Annotated in this window: 9 protein-coding genes; 3 read left to right on the top strand and 6 right to left on the bottom strand. The window is 69.0% G+C overall.

Features of this window, described 5'->3' with window-relative positions; all coding sequences use genetic code 11:
* Window positions 1-140 precede the first annotated feature (140 nt).
* Window positions 141-1,940, bottom strand: coding sequence for a serine/threonine-protein kinase (locus ACFWVC_RS00595; RefSeq protein ID WP_384273679.1), 1,800 nt, complete (start codon window positions 1,938-1,940; stop codon window positions 141-143).
* Window positions 1,941-2,981: 1,041 nt separating this feature from the next.
* Here ACFWVC_RS00595 and ACFWVC_RS00590 point away from each other — a divergent pair.
* Complete coding sequence (locus ACFWVC_RS00590; protein ID WP_384273207.1) at window positions 2,982-3,695, top strand: SDR family oxidoreductase; 714 nt, start codon at window positions 2,982-2,984, stop codon at window positions 3,693-3,695.
* Window positions 3,696-3,949: 254 nt separating this feature from the next.
* Here the strand turns inward: ACFWVC_RS00590 and ACFWVC_RS00585 are convergent, their stop codons facing one another.
* The 3 genes from ACFWVC_RS00585 to ACFWVC_RS00575 form a co-directional block, all read right to left on the bottom strand.
* Window positions 3,950-4,741, bottom strand: a complete 792-nt coding sequence (locus ACFWVC_RS00585; protein ID WP_384273199.1) for a hypothetical protein — start codon at window positions 4,739-4,741, stop codon at window positions 3,950-3,952.
* Between the two features lie 94 nt (window positions 4,742-4,835).
* A complete protein-coding gene (locus ACFWVC_RS00580) occupies window positions 4,836-6,437 on the bottom strand; it encodes an ISL3 family transposase (RefSeq protein ID WP_384273196.1) in 1,602 nt (533 codons plus the stop codon).
* Between the two features lie 169 nt (window positions 6,438-6,606).
* Entirely contained in the window at window positions 6,607-7,827 is a 1,221-nt protein-coding gene (locus ACFWVC_RS00575) for a hypothetical protein (protein WP_384273193.1), read from the bottom strand.
* A gap of 307 nt (window positions 7,828-8,134) precedes the next feature.
* Between ACFWVC_RS00575 and ACFWVC_RS00570 the strand changes: the two genes are divergently transcribed.
* Window positions 8,135-8,785, top strand: a complete 651-nt coding sequence (locus tag ACFWVC_RS00570; protein ID WP_384273188.1) for a hypothetical protein — start codon at window positions 8,135-8,137, stop codon at window positions 8,783-8,785.
* 452 nt (window positions 8,786-9,237) lie between these two features.
* The gene (locus tag ACFWVC_RS00565) at window positions 9,238-12,960 is read left to right on the top strand and encodes a S8 family serine peptidase (RefSeq protein WP_384273181.1); all 3,723 of its coding nucleotides are present in this window, start codon (window positions 9,238-9,240) and stop codon (window positions 12,958-12,960) included.
* Between the two features lie 1,075 nt (window positions 12,961-14,035).
* Here ACFWVC_RS00565 and ACFWVC_RS00560 read toward each other — a convergent pair.
* Window positions 14,036-14,770 carry a GNAT family N-acetyltransferase gene (locus ACFWVC_RS00560; protein ID WP_384273176.1) on the bottom strand — a complete coding sequence of 245 codons (735 nt, stop codon included), beginning with the start codon at window positions 14,768-14,770 and terminating at the stop codon, window positions 14,036-14,038.
* A gap of 230 nt (window positions 14,771-15,000) precedes the next feature.
* A complete protein-coding gene (locus ACFWVC_RS00555) occupies window positions 15,001-15,843 on the bottom strand; it encodes a GNAT family N-acetyltransferase (protein ID WP_384273171.1) in 843 nt (280 codons plus the stop codon).
* Window positions 15,844-15,853 lie beyond the last annotated feature (10 nt).

Raw genomic sequence — 15,853 nt, 5'->3', positions numbered from 1 at the left:
CAGTTCGTTGGCAGTTGAAGCGTGTGGGGAGAGTGGGGAGCGTGCGTGGACCCGAGGAGCGTCAGGTCGGCGGGCCGGGCAGGCCTACGCCAACGCGCTGCGCCGCCGACCCGGCAAGCACCCCGTTCACGTGCGCGGACCTACTCAGTGATCTTCCAGAGGGTCAGCGTGCCCTGGACGGTGGGCACCTCGAAACTCCACCTGGCCGCGGTCAGCTTGGTGATCTCGTACATGGCGAGGTTGCCGTCCTTGGTGACCGTGCAGAGGCGGGCGCCCTTGCTGATCGACGCCTTCTCGCCGAAAGAGTGGGAGTCCACGGTGGAGGGCAGGACATCCGTCTCCGCTCCCTCGCGGCACTCCTCGGGCGTGGTGCCTTCACTCTTGCCCATCGTGGTCTCGAACTCCCACTCGGTGTCCTCAACGGTCATGTCCCGCAGCGCGTCGTCCATCTCGCCCTCGGTGTCGGCCTTCGGCTCGTCGAAGTCGACGGCGGTGTAGCCGAGGGTGGTGGGCGTGCGGAGTGTGAAGGCCTTGTCCTCGAACTTCACCTCGTACGACGCGTTCGCGGACACCGACGGGGACTTGGTCGGCGTCCCCTCTCCGTTGTCCGGTGTCCCGTCCGCGTCGGTCGCGGACGCGCTGGGCGTCGAGCTCGCCGTGCTGTCCTTGCCGCGTGCCTGGCCTCTGCCTTGGCCGTTGTCGTCCTTGCCGAGCACCCACACGGCCCCCGCCGCGCCCGCGCCCACCGCGAGGACCAGGGCGGCGGCGATGAGGGCCACCTTCAGGCCCCGGCGGCTCCCGGGAGCCGCCGGGGCCGGGGTGAGGTTGTAGGTGCCGGTGCCGGTGCCGGTGCCGGTGCCGGTGGCGGTGGCGGTGGCGGTGGCGGTGGCGGGCAGCGGGTAGCCGTAGCCCGGCGTGGGCGCCGAACCCGCCGGGCTGAAGCCCTCGGCAGGCGTCGCGGTGGGAACCGCCGGTCCGGTCGCCCCGGTTGACGCGAGGTCGGTGGCCGGGGACGGCGGCGGAGTGGTCGACGCGGCGGGCGGCGGTGTTGTGGGGGCGGCCGTCGGTATTGGGGGCGCCGTCGGCGGAGGCGGGGTCTGCGCGGCCTGCTCGCGGCGGACGATCACGGCGGCGAGCGGGGCCGGCAGCCATTCGCCGAAGTCGCTGAGCGGGCGGTCGGCCAGCTCCTGACAGCGCGCAGCCAGCTCCTCCGTGCCGATGCGCTCGTCCGGGTCGGCGGTCAGGCAGCGCTCCAGCAGTGGGCGCAGCTGGTCGTCGTACCCGTCGAGCCGGGGCGGGCGATGGGCCGTGTTCGCGATCTGGGCGACGACCGTGATGGCGCCGCCGTCGCCGTACGGGTGGCGTCCCGTGGCCGCGACCGCCGCGACCAGGCCGAGCGAGAAGACGTCGGCCGCCGGGCCGACCCGCTCGCCCAGCGCGTGCTCCGGCGACATGTACTGCGGGGTGCCGATCAGACCGCCGGACCGGGTGAGCTGGGTGGCGTCGGCGGCGCGCGCGATGCCGAAGTCGATGACGTACGGGCCCTGGGAGCCCAGCAGGATGTTGCTCGGCTTGAGGTCGCGGTGGACGACGCCAGCCGCATGGATCGCGGACAGGGCGCGGGCCACGCAGCCGACCAGCTGGAAGACCACGGGCAGCGGCAGCGGGCCGAACGCCACGAGCGCGTTGTGCAGCGGGATGCCCGGGATGAACGCCGAGGCCAGCCAGGGAAGTTCGCCGGTCGCGTCGTGGTCGACCACCGGCACGATGTGGTAGCCCTGCACGCGGCGGGCCGCCTGGACCTCCTGCTCGAAACGGCGGCGGAAGTCCTGGTCCTGGCCGTACTCGCGGCGGATCACCTTCAGCGCGACCGGCTGGCCGCCGCGCGTGTGCGAGAGGTAGACGGTGCCCATGCCGCCTTCGCCGATCCGTGCCTGCAGTCGGTAACCAGCGGCTTCTCGCGGGTCCTGCGGTCCCAGTGGGCTCAGGAAGTCGCCTGTGCTGCTAGTGATGGGAGCCTCCCCGATGCGATGCCGAACTCCCGTGCCGATACAGGACACTTGAGAGGTCCTGAGCTTATACGGCGCTTACGACACCGGGACCGGGTCCGGCGGTTCCGTACGGCTGCTTGTTCGAGAGAAACGGCACTCGCGCCAGGCGAGGGTTCCTCACGGCCCCCCGTGCACCCGGCGGCGCCACCCTTCGTCCCGGACCGTGATCGGCGCGGTCGGCGGCACGGCACGTACGGTCGGTGCCTCCGACAGGGGGCCGGGCCGGGTGCCGGCCTCCGATCGGAGCGGCACGCGGTCGAGCAGAATCAAGCGCCCCGCCTCGCGCTGCAGAGCTTCTCGCACCCACGGAACCGATGTTCCCCCGCCGCGCCTGTTACCGCGACCGTCCCCAGACCCACTGAGCCTCCCCATGTTTCGACAAGCCTCGCATCTTCGCTGCCGATGATCCGCTCATCAGGCGATGGGGCATCAAGGTGAGCAGGTCCGGTGACCTCCTGAGCAAGAGGTGGGGACATTCAAGTAGCGTCAACAAGCGCAGCACGCTTGGAGGACTGGCCGGTCTTCACCGCCCGAATCTCTCGACGAGCGCCTGTTGTTCTGTGTTGCGTATGTACAAACGCTTCCACCGGGCATGGTCAAAGCCAGGGATTGCCAGCCACGGTTCGGCCACGCACACCAGCCAGCCAGTTCCAGTGCAGGAGAATCCCCTTGCTGAGTCTCTCCTCGTTGGCAGCCTGCTCCACCGGCGTACCAAACGGAGGCAGAGACATCGCCGCGAGCTGCACAGAGTGGGGTCGTACGTCGATCATGCAGCTTTGACATTCATACTCTACGTCTCGACCACTCACGCGCAGTGACCGTGCTTCGCCATTCGACCGACGCCCGGCGGCGTCCCTTCGCGCTGGATCGCGTCTCAGCACCCGTGGCCCTACGTTGGACATACGGATACTCCTTCGGAACGAGGGGTCCATGGAAATCAAGAACGCAGTGGCAATCGTGACCGGCGCGAACCGAGGCCTGGGCCGACATCTGGCCGCCCAGCTGCTGGAGCGTGGCGCCGCGAAGGTCTACGCGGGCGCGCGCAAGTCCTCATCGGTCGATCTGCCCGATGTCGTACCCATCGAGGTGGACATCACCGACCCGCATTCCATGACCCGGGCTGCCGAGGCGGCGCCGGACGCCACCTTGCTCGTCAACAACGCCGGGGTCAGCACGCACACGGGGCTGGTGACCGGTGACATGGGGAATATCCGACTGGAGATGGAGACGGCATTCTTCGGCTCACTCGGCATGATCCGGGCCTTTGCTCCGGTGATCGCCGCAAATGGTGGCGGCGCCGTCCTCAATGTGCTTTCAGTACTGAGCTGGGTGCACTACCCGAAGTACGGCGCCTACTGCGCATCCAAGGCCGCCGAGTGGGCCATGACCAACGTGGTGCGGCAGGAACTCGCGTCCTCCGGCATCGACGTCACCGCTCTGCACGTGGGCTACATGGACACCGACATGTCGGACTACGTTCCCTCTTCGGACAAGGTCGACCCCACTACCGTCGCCCGGCTCGCCCTGGACGGTATCCAGGAACGCGCCCTTGAGGTCCTGGCCGACGACACGAGCCGCAAAGCGCGCGCCGCACTCTGTGGTGACCTGTCCGAGCTCTACCCTGGCCTGCCCGCCCCACGCTGACCTGCGAGCCCGCCGAGGACGTGCCGCGGGATACGCGGCTCGGCGAGTCCTCCGCTTGAGCTGCCCGACCGCGGTCGGGCAAGGGAGCGGCCAGTGGCGAAGTCCGGATCCCGGCATCCGGTCCAGGAGGGACGGGTTTTGATGGCGGCGCATCAGGCCGGGGCCGTTGTTCACGAGAACGGGTTCTGGCTCAACTTCCGTGATGCAGCTACGCTCAGTAATTGGCCGGGGATGGGGCCCTCCCGATCACTGAGTCAGAACGGCGGTTCTTCGGCGTAACCACCCGCCCAGGAATCACGTTCGGCTATGCGACGGGACCGAAGCTCGCGGGCGGTCAGGTCGTCCGCGTTCTCCAGGCCGCTCGTGTCATGCCCCCACGCCTTCAGCGCGTCAAAGACACGGTCGCGCTTGTAGCGGTCCTTGCTGGTGGCCAGCAGATCGCGGGCTCGGTCGGCCAACTCTCCTCGGTGCAGAGCGAGAGCGGGGTGCTCCACCATGGGGATGGCGGCAATGACGGCTGTGGCGCGTACCTCCGCGTCGTCGTTGCCGAGGAGAGGCTGGACAGCGGAGTAGAGCACTGGACGCAGGTCGCGAAACGCTCGCATCTCCTGGTAGTCGTCGAGAAACTCTTTGCCGCAGTGGCGTTCGCCAGCGGCCACGTTCTCGTCGTCGGCGTCGTAGGCGGTGCTGCTGAGCCAGTCCAGGAGTGCCGCGCGGGTGGGACGACGCGGTACCCGGTTCGCGTCCTGGCTGTAGTCGCCTGTAGCGGTGGCTGGATGGTTGAGAATGGCTGCCACGTACAGCGCTACGGGCACGGTGGCCTCGTAGATGCTGTTCTGGTGGGTCACTGCCCCGAGGGCGTCGACGACGGCCGCAGCTCTGATGCCCGGATCGGGATCCAGGAGGCGTGCCAGCGCCGCCGGAAGGGTTTCGCCTGTCCCGCACGGGGTGGCCAGTGACGCCCAGTCCGTCTCGTCCAGGAACGTTTGGTGATGCGGGAGCTCGTCCGGCAAGGCGGCGTCGGTTTGGCTAGGGCTGTCGGTCACAGGCCGAAGCTATAGCGTTTTCGAGTGAGCGGTGTACTTGTGTTGTCGCAGCCCGCTCGATGCCAGCTCCCACGCGGGTCCGCGTGCCCTGTGGTCACGCCAGCAGCACGCGCTTGCGTAGAAGTTGAAACCCTGCGCGGCCGAACATCTGGCGTTTGAGCATCTTGATCCGGTTGACATGACCTTCAACGATGCCGGAGTTCCAGGGCAGAGTGAGACCGGCGATGACGGCGTCCCGGTCGCGGTCGATCCCGGCGGCGAGGGTGTGGAGGCTGGGCAGATCGTCCTGACGGACCGCGTCGAGCCATTCCGGGAGGCGCTCGCCCTGGCGCTCGGTGAGCATGACGGCGAAGGAGCGCACGTGCCGGGTCAGAGCGTCGAGTTCGGGGCAGTGGGCCAGGACGGTCTTGAGCTGGAGCTGCTCGGGCTCCGACAGCGTCGTGGGCCGCCGGAGGATCCAGCCAGCGACGGTGCGGGGCGACGGCGGCTGCGCGGTCACGGGCCGGGGAGAGGTCCGCTTCCGCCGCAGGTAGGCGCTAACGCGCTGGTAGCTGCCTTGGTAGCCGAGCGGGACGATCTCCTCCCAGAGCTTCCAGGCGTTGGTGCAGCCCTCGTTCCAGCGGTCGTCGAGGTAGGGCTTGTACTCGTCCAGGACGGACGGGCGGCCCTGCCACTGGCCCCGGAAAAGCTCCTCCGGACTCGCGGTGTCGGCCAGGGCCTTGACCGTGCGCCAGGTCATGCCGAGCTGCCGTTGGACGGCGCGCTGGCTGTGCCCCGCGGCCAGTAGGGCGTGCACCTCGGCGTGCCGGGCCCGGGTCCGGTCGGCGAACCGGTGGCCTGTCGGCCAGGGCTGATCCACGTTCTCCTCTCGGTCTGCGGATTCGACGGTAACGGCGCTGCTGGCCATAGGAGTTGTGGCATGCAGGCACTGTCGGTGGCGGGCGACTGCCCGCTCGGTCGCTTCGCTGAGGTTGTGCCACAGGTGCCAGCGGTCCGCGGCCTGGACGGCCTGCGGGGCTCCGGCGGTTGCCCCCTCAGCGAAGAACGGTGCGCGGTCGCGGCAGACGACCTCGACGCCCGGCCGCTCGGCCAGCCAGGCCGCCAGGCTCGATGCCTCCCGGTCGGGCAGCAGGTCCACTGGCCGGCGGGTCTCGACATCGACCAGCACCGTCCCGTAGGCGTGGCCCTTGCGCGTCGCGTACTCGTCGACGCCCACCACCCTCGGGGCTGGCGGCTGCGGATCGGGAAGCTCCTCGACCAGCCGCAGCACCGTGCTCCGGCTCACCGACACCCCGAACACTCCGGCCAGCCGGGCACCGGCCCGCCCGGCCATCGCCAGGCCGACCGAGGCGAGCGTGGCCCGCAACTGCTCGGTCCACCGGCCGTGGCGCCGCGTCAGCCCTTCGATCTGCTCGACGAAGGTCCGCCGCGCGCACGACGAGTCGCCGCACACGAAGCGCCGTACCCGCAGGCTCAGCCGGACCCGTCTCCCTCCGACCGGACCGTCGACGGGAAACCGCAGGTAGGAGCTGTGCACTCGGGTCGACCACCTCCCGCACCCCGGGCAACCATGACCCACCGCGACGGACTTGACGCGTACGTTCACCGACTCGATGTCCACGTCGGCCGACAGCACCGTGACGCCCGCGACCGATGGAAACAGCAGCCCCTCCAACCGGGGCACCAGATCATCCACGGTCCCGCACTGTCAGCCACCACGACCCGGCCGCTGGCGAATTCCGGGCAACTTCCCGACACCTACCGCACCGGCACGTCGTCACTCACCGTGTGCAGACCACGGAAGTTGAGCCAGAACCCGAGAACGGGAGGCGCCCTGCAGGTCGGGCTTGCTCGTTCGGACAGGTTCAGGACAGCCGGCCGGTAGGGGCTACCAGCCGTGCTCGGGCCGCGGCTCTCACCTCGGTCGTCTCCATCGGATCATCGCGCAGTACGGAGATGCGTCCCAGCGTCACCGGGTTCGTGGGTGCCGAGGTGATCCCCAGCAGTCGGGTCGTTTCCTCACAGTCCCAGAGGGACTCGGTGTACACGTGCTCCAGGCCGTCCCGGTCGATAGCGGCCAGTGCCTCCAGGTAGGCGGTCCGCTCGTACGAGTGCGGAGTGCGCAGCCAGAAGCGCCGCAGATAGGGAACCGCCCCGGCGGCGTCCGGTCCGAACCGGGCCAGGCGCCGGGCCGTCCGGTCGGGACCGCACCAGGCCCGCGCCGTCCACTGTTCGACGAGTTCGTCCACCAGCCCCGGCAAAACCTCGGGGCCGCCATCGTCGGCCAGGACGTCCGCACCCAGCTGAGCCAGCCAGGGGCGGTCGTCCTCTGCCCAGCCGCGCGCCGCCGGTACGGCGAGGGTACCCAGGCACTCAACGGCCCCCCTCAGCAGGGGCAATGGGTAGCGGCCGTCCGACGTGCCCAACGAGGGAACCAGCGGGATCAGCCCCTCAGCAGGCTCGCGGCCCTTCAGGACACGCAGCGCGTCGACCTTCGTGGCGCCTTCCGTGCCAGTGCCGGCGAGCAGAGCGAGGAGTTCTTCAGTGCTGAACCGGACCAGTGACGGCCGCGGAACGAACGGACGGCTCTGGACCTCGATGCCGAACCGCGTCCACGGCTCGGAGAACCACGGAAGCTCCGCTTCTGCGCCGATCCGCGCCCGTGCGACGTCGCTGAGGTCTTCCCACCACTCTGGCGGCCAGCCGGCTGACAGCGACTCCAATACGCGGACCCAATGCTCGCCTTGGCGGACATACGCCCGAAGCCCTTCCCTGGCGTCGCTCGATCCGGCGAGAGCCAGCAACTCCAGCACCTCGCAGGCTCGTAAGCAAGCCTCCTCATCCTCCGCCAGCTGATCCACGATCGGCACAGGGGACAGATCCAGATCACGTACCAGCCGCGCCAGGTACAGAGACCGTTCGTCGGTCTGGTCCCAACGCCAGTCACGCCGGATCCCGTCATACACGAACACTGCAGATCGCCGCGGGTCCTGAAGCGCTCGCACCGCGCCCAGGCCACGCCCCCGTTGCAGCAGACCCTCCACGGAGTCGTGGAGGGCATAGGACATCTCGCACTCATCGCTCATCACCAGGCACCCTGCCCGACCCGGGCCCCGATCCGCCAGGCGATATCCGCCAAGTCCCGTCGGACAGGCCCTCCTGGTCGAACACGACCGACCCCAGCTCCGGCTCAAGGCCGTCCTGGCTCACTGCCCCGAACTGGAAGCCCTCACCGGACACGTCCGCTCCTTCGCCCAGATCCTCACTGAGCGATCAAACGCCAGATGTTCGGCCGAGCCGGCTTCGACCTCCTGCGCAAGCGCGCTCTCCTGGCGTGATGAGCCCCGGAGAAATTGCTGGGCGGGCTGGACCGCCCGAGGCGAGAATGGCGCGGTGTTGATCGTGGATGCCGTCCTGGAAACCCCGGATGCCGTTGGCTTCTCTTTCTGGCCGGTGGCTGACCTGCCTCCGTACCAGTTCATGGCTCTGTCGGGCAGTATGTCCCCGCTCGAAGTCGGCAGCGCGCTGGCCATGCTGGCTGACTACAACTCGCGCACAGGTGACGACGATCGCCCCTTGACGGACGCCAGTGAGGCGATTCGCCGCCTACTGGAGACAGACAAGGTCATCGCACCTGGAGGGCTGCGCGTCCACGACACCCGAACCAACGTCACCGTCCAGCCGGGATGTTGTTGTGGCCTGGAAGACTGGCGCGAGTGGCTCGACGTCATGAAGGGAGGAACCCTGTGGCTCGGGCATGACCCTTCACCAAGACTTCAGCATGCCAGCGAGGTCGTGCAGCTGTGGCCGGACGGAGCCGACGCTCAAGACCCTCCTCCTGGGCAGCCCATCGAGATCGTGGTGGGTGACCTACCGGGGATCCTGCATACCGTGCAGGACAGACTGCAAGGCTTTCTTTCTCTCACCAAGCAGTGGGCCACTCGCCATGTTCCGGCTCTCACCGAGGACCTGGCAGCCAGACTCGACGAAGATCTGGCCATCAGTGCACCCCTGCCGGGTACCAGCGGCCAATACGCAACGTAACCGATCACAAAATCTGTGCCAGAGCTCGTTCTCATGGACAGAGCCACGGATTGACCGCCGTCGGCACCCACCTCGTCGGCTTTCACTGCCGACAGACGCGGATCCGCCGCGAATTGGTCGGCCACGCCGGCGGGGTGAGCGCGATGGTGGTGGCGGAGCGGGACTGCCCGTGCCCATCCCGGTCGTCGGCGCAGCGGCCCGCCCACTCCCGCCCTGCCGGCACCGGAGAGTCAGGACCCCGGGTGCCGCGTCCGACACATGCAGCAGCAACAGAGGACGAGGCCGGCTGGTCGCGTTGGGCGTTGGATCCACACGTTTGCCGCTCGTCCCCCGGCGTGGCGTAAACGCGCCAGGCTCTTCAGGTCCGGCACCCAGACCTATACCGTCTGATCAATTTCTCGCGCCGACCACCTGAGAGGCCCGTCTTGCTGCAAAGACCTACCCGAAGAAGGATGTTCATCGCGCCTGTCGTGGCGTCAGCGATGCTCCTGTCGATACCGGGTGTGATGGCCAGTGCCGCACCGCAGTCCGGCGGCGCCGTGGCCTCCGCCGACTCCGCCGACGCCGCCGCCACCGCCACCGCCACCGCGCGACTGATATCGCGGACCGTCACGTTGATCAACGGTGACAAGGTCACCGAAAGCACAGCCGCCGACGGCACGGTCACCCGCTCCCTGGAGAACCCTCAGGGCAAGCCCACCGGATACGTGACCAGCACGGTCGGCACGGACACATACGTCTACCCGACCACCGTCCTGCCGTACGTGGCCTCGGGGCAGCTGGACCGGGGCCTGTTCAACATCACCCAACTGCTGGCCGACGGCTACGACGACGCGCACACCGACAAGTTGCCGCTGATCGTCTCCTACACCGACGCAGCCGCACGCTCCCGCAGCGCCACGGTGCTGCCGAAGGGCGCGACCAGGACCCTCACCCTGAGCAGCATCCAGGGTGCGGCCGTCTCGGAGACCCGCTCGGCCGCCGCCGGCTTCTGGTCCTCCCTCACCGCCGGCAGCGCGCCCGCCGCCGGGCGGGCCGCCTCGGCCGCGCCACGGCTGGGCGCCGGCATCGCCAAGATATGGCTGGACGGCAAGGCCGAGGCCGAACTGGCCGACAGCACCGCGCAGATCGGCGCTCCGCAGGTGTGGGCGGGTGGCGACACCGGCCAGGGCGTGGACGTGGCCGTGCTGGACACCGGGATCGACACCCAGCACCCCGACCTGGCCGGCCGGATCAGCGCGGCCGAGAGCTTCGTCCCCGGTGAGGACATAGAGGACCACCACGGGCACGGCACTCACGTCGCGTCCACCATCGCGGGCACGGGCGCGGCCTCCGACGGCAAGGAGAAGGGTGTCGCTCCCGGGGCGCGCCTGCACGTGGGCAAGGTCCTCGACAACACGGGGCAGGGCCAGGACTCCTGGATCCTGGCGGCCATGGAGTGGGCCGCCCGCGACCAGCACGCCAAGATCATCAGCATGAGTCTCGGCTCAGGCCCCAGTGACGGCAGCGACCCGCTGAGCCTGGCGGTCGATTCGCTCAGCCACGAGACTGGCGTACTGTTCACCATCGCCGCGGGCAATTACGGGCCCGACACGGTGTCGGCTCCCAGCGTCGCCGACGCAGCGCTGTCCGTGGGCGCGGTGGACGGCTCCGACGTTCTCGCCGACTTCTCCAGCACCGGTCCGCGCATGGGCGACGGCGGCCTCAAGCCGGAACTGACCGCTCCCGGTGTCGACGTACTGGCGGCCCGCTCGCAGTACGCGCCCGAAGGCAGCGGCTCCTACCAGACGATGAGCGGGACCTCGATGGCCACCCCGCATGTCGCGGGGGCGGCCGCGCTGCTCGCCCAGGCGCACCCCGGCTGGACCGGGCAGCAGCTGAAGGACGCTCTGATCAGCACCACCGTCCTGACTCCGCGGTACAACCCCTACGAGGCCGGCAGCGGTCGACTGGACATCGCGGCCGCGATACGGAACACCGTGTTCGCCACCGGCGGCGTCCACGCCTACCAGAGCTTCTCGGCGCCCGCCGGTGAGAAGTCCCAGAAGACGGTGACGTACACCAACACCGGCGGCAGCCCGGCCACCCTCCACCTGTCCGTCCAGCCCAGCGCGGATACGTCCCCCGACGTGTTCTCGCTGTCCGCGACGAACGTCACCGTCCCCGCGGGCGGCACCGCCGACGTGACCCTGAACACCGCCTTCGGAGCCGTACAGACCGGAACCACGGCTTCGGGGCAGATCCTGGCCACGGACGACGCCGGAACCGCAGTGGCCCACACCATCGTCGGCGCCTACAAGGACTACGAGCACTACGACCTGAAGGTCACGGCCAAGGACCGCAGCGGCAGGCCGATGGTCGGTGCCGAGGTCCTGGTGACGGACGGCAAGTCCTTGAACACGATCATCATCGGCGCGGACGGTACCGGCAAGCTGCCCCTGACGCCCAGCAACTACACGGTCTGGCTGGGCACCACCGTGGAGGGTGCTCACGGGCCGCACTCCAAGGGCTTCGCCATGCTCACGGCACCCGAGGTCGTCCTGAACAAGGACGTCGCGCTGGACCTGGACGCCACCAAGGTCAAGCGGGTCGAGGTCGTCACCCCGCAGGAGACCACACCGCTGCTCAGCCGCGTCGACGTCGCCCGCACCTTCGACGCCACGCTCGCCGTGAACGGGTCCTGGCTGCCGCCCGACTCGTACGACAGCATCTGGGCCCTCCCCACCGAGAAGCCGGTCACGACCGGAACCTTCGAGTTCGGGACCAGCTGGCGTCTGGCGCAACCGCTCCTGACCGTCGCGTCCGACACTCGTGCCTTCGACGACCTCCTTGTCCAGCCCGGACGCACCCCCGTCAAGAAGGGCGGTCGCAGCTACCGGACCGTCTACGCCGGCGAGGGCGGCAGCGACGCCTACGCCGGGCTCGGCGCGAAGGGCAAGGCCGTCGTCGTGCGCCGCAGTGACACCGTCGGCATCGAGCAGCAGGCCGACGCGGCGGCCGCCGCGGGCGCGGCCCTGCTGATCGTCGTCAACGACGGCACGGGACGACTGCAGCCCTGGCAGCAGGACATCTTCAGCCCGGTGGCCCCGCCGCCGCCGGCGGTGACCGTGGCGACCATCACCGCGGACGAGGGCGAAGAACTCATCAACCAGATCCAGCGGGGCACCACCAGGCTCCGGGTGAAGTCCCAGCCCGCCACCGAGTACCTGTACGACATCGTCCACCACAGCCCGACGATCCCTCAGAACCTCGTCTACCGGCCGCAGCCCGGCGAGCTGGCCCGCGTCGACGTCTCCTTCCGCAACAACGCGCCCGGCAACGGCCGTGAGTACCGCAGCGACGTGTGGATGGGCCGGGCGGTCGGCGTCCCGCTGAGCACTCCCGTCCAAGGCGACCGCACCGACTGGGTGTCCGCCGGCACCGACTGGTCCGAAGGCGCCGGCATCGCCGGCCAGCTGCAGATAATCACCGACTACCGCAAGCACTACGCGGCGTCCACCAGGTCCACCGTGGAGTACTTCGGCCCCATCCAGCGCCCGCGCATGGGTGACACCTACCGGCCGGTGCGCTTCGCGGACACGATGCAGGTGAGGATCCCCGGCTGGACGGACTCCGGCACCGGGCACATCGGAGTCGCCTCCGGCGCAGGCGTGCGCGCCAAGTCCGAGCTCTACCAGGGGGACACCCTGATCGCGAGCGGCGCCTCCGGCAGCGTGTTCGTCCCGGAGCTGTCCCCCGAGAACCTGCCGTACCGCCTGGTGTCGGAGAACTCCCGCGGCACCCAGTACTCGACCTCCACCCGCACCGAGTGGGCCTTCACCTCCGGCCGGCCCGCCGAGGGCACCCAGAGTCTTCCTCCGCTGGTGCAGCTCGACTACGCGGTCGGCGGCATGGAGGACACGGGCGTGGCCCGGCGCAGGGCCGATCTCGTCGTCACCCCCGCCCACCTCTCCGGAGGGCCGGGCTCCGAGTCGATCACGCAGGTGAGCCTGGACGTGTCGTACGACGACGGCGCCACCTGGCACCACGCCGACCTGCGACACACCTCGGAAGGCTGGCGCACCCGACTGGACGCCCCGGCCGGCGCCCGGTTCGTCACCCTGCGCACCAGCGCGCGGGACACACAGGGCAACAGCATCAGGCAGGACATCAACCGGGCCTTCGGTCTGAAGTGACCGTTCACCAGCCCACCTGGGGCTGACAACACCGGGGGCAGGGTCGCCGTACGCGGCCCTGCCCCTCGCGGATGACCGGTCGAGACCTGCTGGTCCCTGACAGGGTCCAGGGGACCATGTCGTCACAAGGACCGCGGACGCTCTCCTTGGTGTGGCCCCTCTTACCTTTTTCTTTGTCTTCCATCCGCGTCATAGGGCGAGGATGGACGGTTCCAGACAGCGTCCGACCGCCTGACAACCTTTCGAGGTTCGCGGGCGCTCAGAAGGCGCCCTGGCTTTTGATCCGCACGAAGCTTCTGCCCTGCTCCGGAAGTAGATGCGGTGATCCAGCCGGCCGGTGGCCACGGCGTTGGTGGCCGCACCGTAGAACGGGCCTGGGACGTTGCGCCAATTCCGTTCCGCCCAGACGCCTGAGAAGACTTCCCTCGTCGGTTCCGCGGTGATGACGAGTCGCCGTGCCGTGGGCAGCAGATTCCAGTATCCATGCAAGACAATCCCTCAGCGATCGAGAGCACCCAGACGAGGTCATCTCCCCCACCGGTGGCCATGATCCGGCGGAGCTGCCGTGCTGTACAGCACGGAAATACCGCAGCTGCCGCGCCCTTCATCGACCCTCCGTATGCCTAGGACACCGGGTGAGCGGCCGGGCAAACCTCAGCGACCGTCGCGCCCATAGTTCCCATCGAGGGGATCGGGCGTGCCACAGCCATGCCAGGTGAGGCGGTGCCGAACGGGGACCCACGGGGCACAGCGGTGACGGGGTCGCTTTGCCGCAGGTCAGCGTCCGCCCAGGTGAGGCAGGGGTCGCAGCCTCAGCCTTCCATACTGGGGCTCACGTCGCGTTCGCCCGACCAGCGGAGCGCCCGCGAACAGCTCGGCCCCAGTCGTAACCGTTCTGACGGGTCCCTCCACGAGTCGCCACAGTGCCGGCGCGGCTACCGTCCAGACAGCAAGACCGAGCAGCGTCCGGAGGGCGACGGAGGCCACAGTGCGAGGATGCCATCGGGCATCCGGCCAGGCTACGGGCCCGAACGTCACCAGCGCCGCGACGCCGTGAACCCTCCCGGCCGCAGCACTACGCGGGGAAGGTGAAGAGGCGATACTGCGAAACCGCGACGAAAGCGAACCGCCGGTACAGTGGCTCGCCGGCCGGGCTCGCGGCGAGTGCTGCCAGCCGCATACCGCGGTCCTGTCCCACGCGGAGCGCTGCCGCGGTCAATGCGGTGCCGATGCCGTGTCGGCGGTGCGTGTCCGCGACGTGGACGATAAAGATGCCGGCCACGTCGTGTGCTGCGATCACCACGGTCGTCCCGACGACACGGTCCTCGAGAACCGCCGCCAGGCGGACGATGTCCGCGTTGTCCCGACGTTGCGACTCGATGCGCACGATCTCGGGTTCGAGGCTCGGTGCGACGCCCATGGAAGCGCTGTAGGTGCGTACCAGTTCTGACAGCCGACCGTGGTCGGCTACCTCCTCGATCCGCAGGCCGGCCGGTGACTCCACCGGTTCGACCGCCTGGTCGAGCGGTCTGACCATCACGGGGATCGTCGTGACCTCCTGTCCCCCATGCTCGGCGAGGGCCGACGACGTGCCCGCGGGGCTGTCCGGGCCGACCCACCACCACCAGGGCACTCCCGCGAGCCGGTCTCGCGCGATGGCAGTGGACTGCTCCACCGCGTCCAGGGAGCGGACACGGACCACTCCGTTGAACTGTGGCTGCGCCAGCCCACTGCGGAAGTAGTCGAGATCACCGTCAGCGCCTTCCGCCATGCCCCATCCGGTCAGGTATTGCCGGAAGTTGGCGGTCACGTCGGCTACTCTCCCGGGGTGCCACAGGTCTCGCGGGACGCTGCCGAGGGATGCGCCGGCCGCGAGCGGTTCATCAGCGCTGCTTGATACGTCCGTCATGGGTGTTACCTCTGTCCGAAAGCCTCGGTCCTGAGCGGCCCGAGGATATCTCGTGGCTTGTCCGGCCGGCTTCACATCGAGCCTCGCCGACCGTGTGATCCAGTCGTGGGATCGTTCATTGATCTTGCATGTCAGGGCACCACGATTCGGTAGTCCGACACGGGTCGGTATCCGATGCGCTGGTAGACGCTGTTGCTCGTCGGGTTGGCGAGGTCGGTGAAGAGGAGTACGTGTTCCGCACCGGCGTCGCGGGCTGCTTGGGAAACGGCTGCGGTGACGGCGGAGCCGTAGCCCCGGCCGCGTTGTTCGGGCAGCGTGTAGACGGGGGTGAGGCGAGCCGTGCCGACCACCACCGACGTCATGGCGGCCATGGCCACTGGTTCGCCCCCGACCGTCCACAACCGCCAGCCGCCCCGGCTCATCCGCTCGTCGATGAATGCGTCGAGATCGGCCCCGAGCGAGCCGGCTTCCGAGACGAAACGGGTGCACCAGTCGCGGAGAAGAGCCCGGTCACCTTCGGTCGCCGTCCGCGGTGCCCCCGGTGGTGCGACGCCAGGGCGCACAAACTGGCCAAGACGATAGAGGCGCAGGTGCGGTCCGCTCTTCGGCGCGGAGCCGGTGGTCGTCTGCCACGCTTCGGAGAAGGCACGGACCGATGAGTCGTCGACCAGGAGCTGTGTGAACGGCTGAGGTTGGGTGGACAGGAATCCGACCAGGTGTGTTGCCGCGACCGGGGAAAGCCGGCTCGCGGTCAGCAGGTGCGGTGGCATCCACACGAACGCGGCCGTCGTCGCTGTTTCGTCCGGTTCCCGCCACCAGCCCAGCACCGTGGCCGGGGCTTTACCCCCGGACCGCAGCTGCTCGATCGTGTCGAGCCCGGACAGCAACATGGTGTGCAGGTCGGGACGTGCGGCGAGAAATGCCCCCGCCTCGGAGCGAAACACTTCGGGCTTGTCCGTAATGAACCAGGTCACGGGATGCGGT

Origin of the sequence: Streptomyces sp. NPDC058691 (genome assembly GCF_042714775.1) — a bacterium.
Classification (GTDB): Bacteria; Actinomycetota; Actinomycetes; order Streptomycetales; family Streptomycetaceae; genus Actinacidiphila.
Note: the sequence above shows the minus strand (reverse complement) of the source record. Positions and strands in the feature narration are given on the sequence as shown.

Bases quoted from the DNA above. Each gene is read 5' to 3' on its own strand.
- ACFWVC_RS00565 (WP_384273181.1), top strand. From the start codon at position 9,238: ATGTTCATCGCGCCTGTCGTGGCGTCAGCGATGCTCCTGTCGATACCG.
- ACFWVC_RS00590 (WP_384273207.1), top strand. From the start codon at position 2,982: ATGGAAATCAAGAACGCAGTGGCAATCGTGACCGGCGCGAACCGAGGC.
- ACFWVC_RS00575 (WP_384273193.1), bottom strand. From the start codon at position 7,827: ATGAGCGATGAGTGCGAGATGTCCTATGCCCTCCACGACTCCGTGGAG.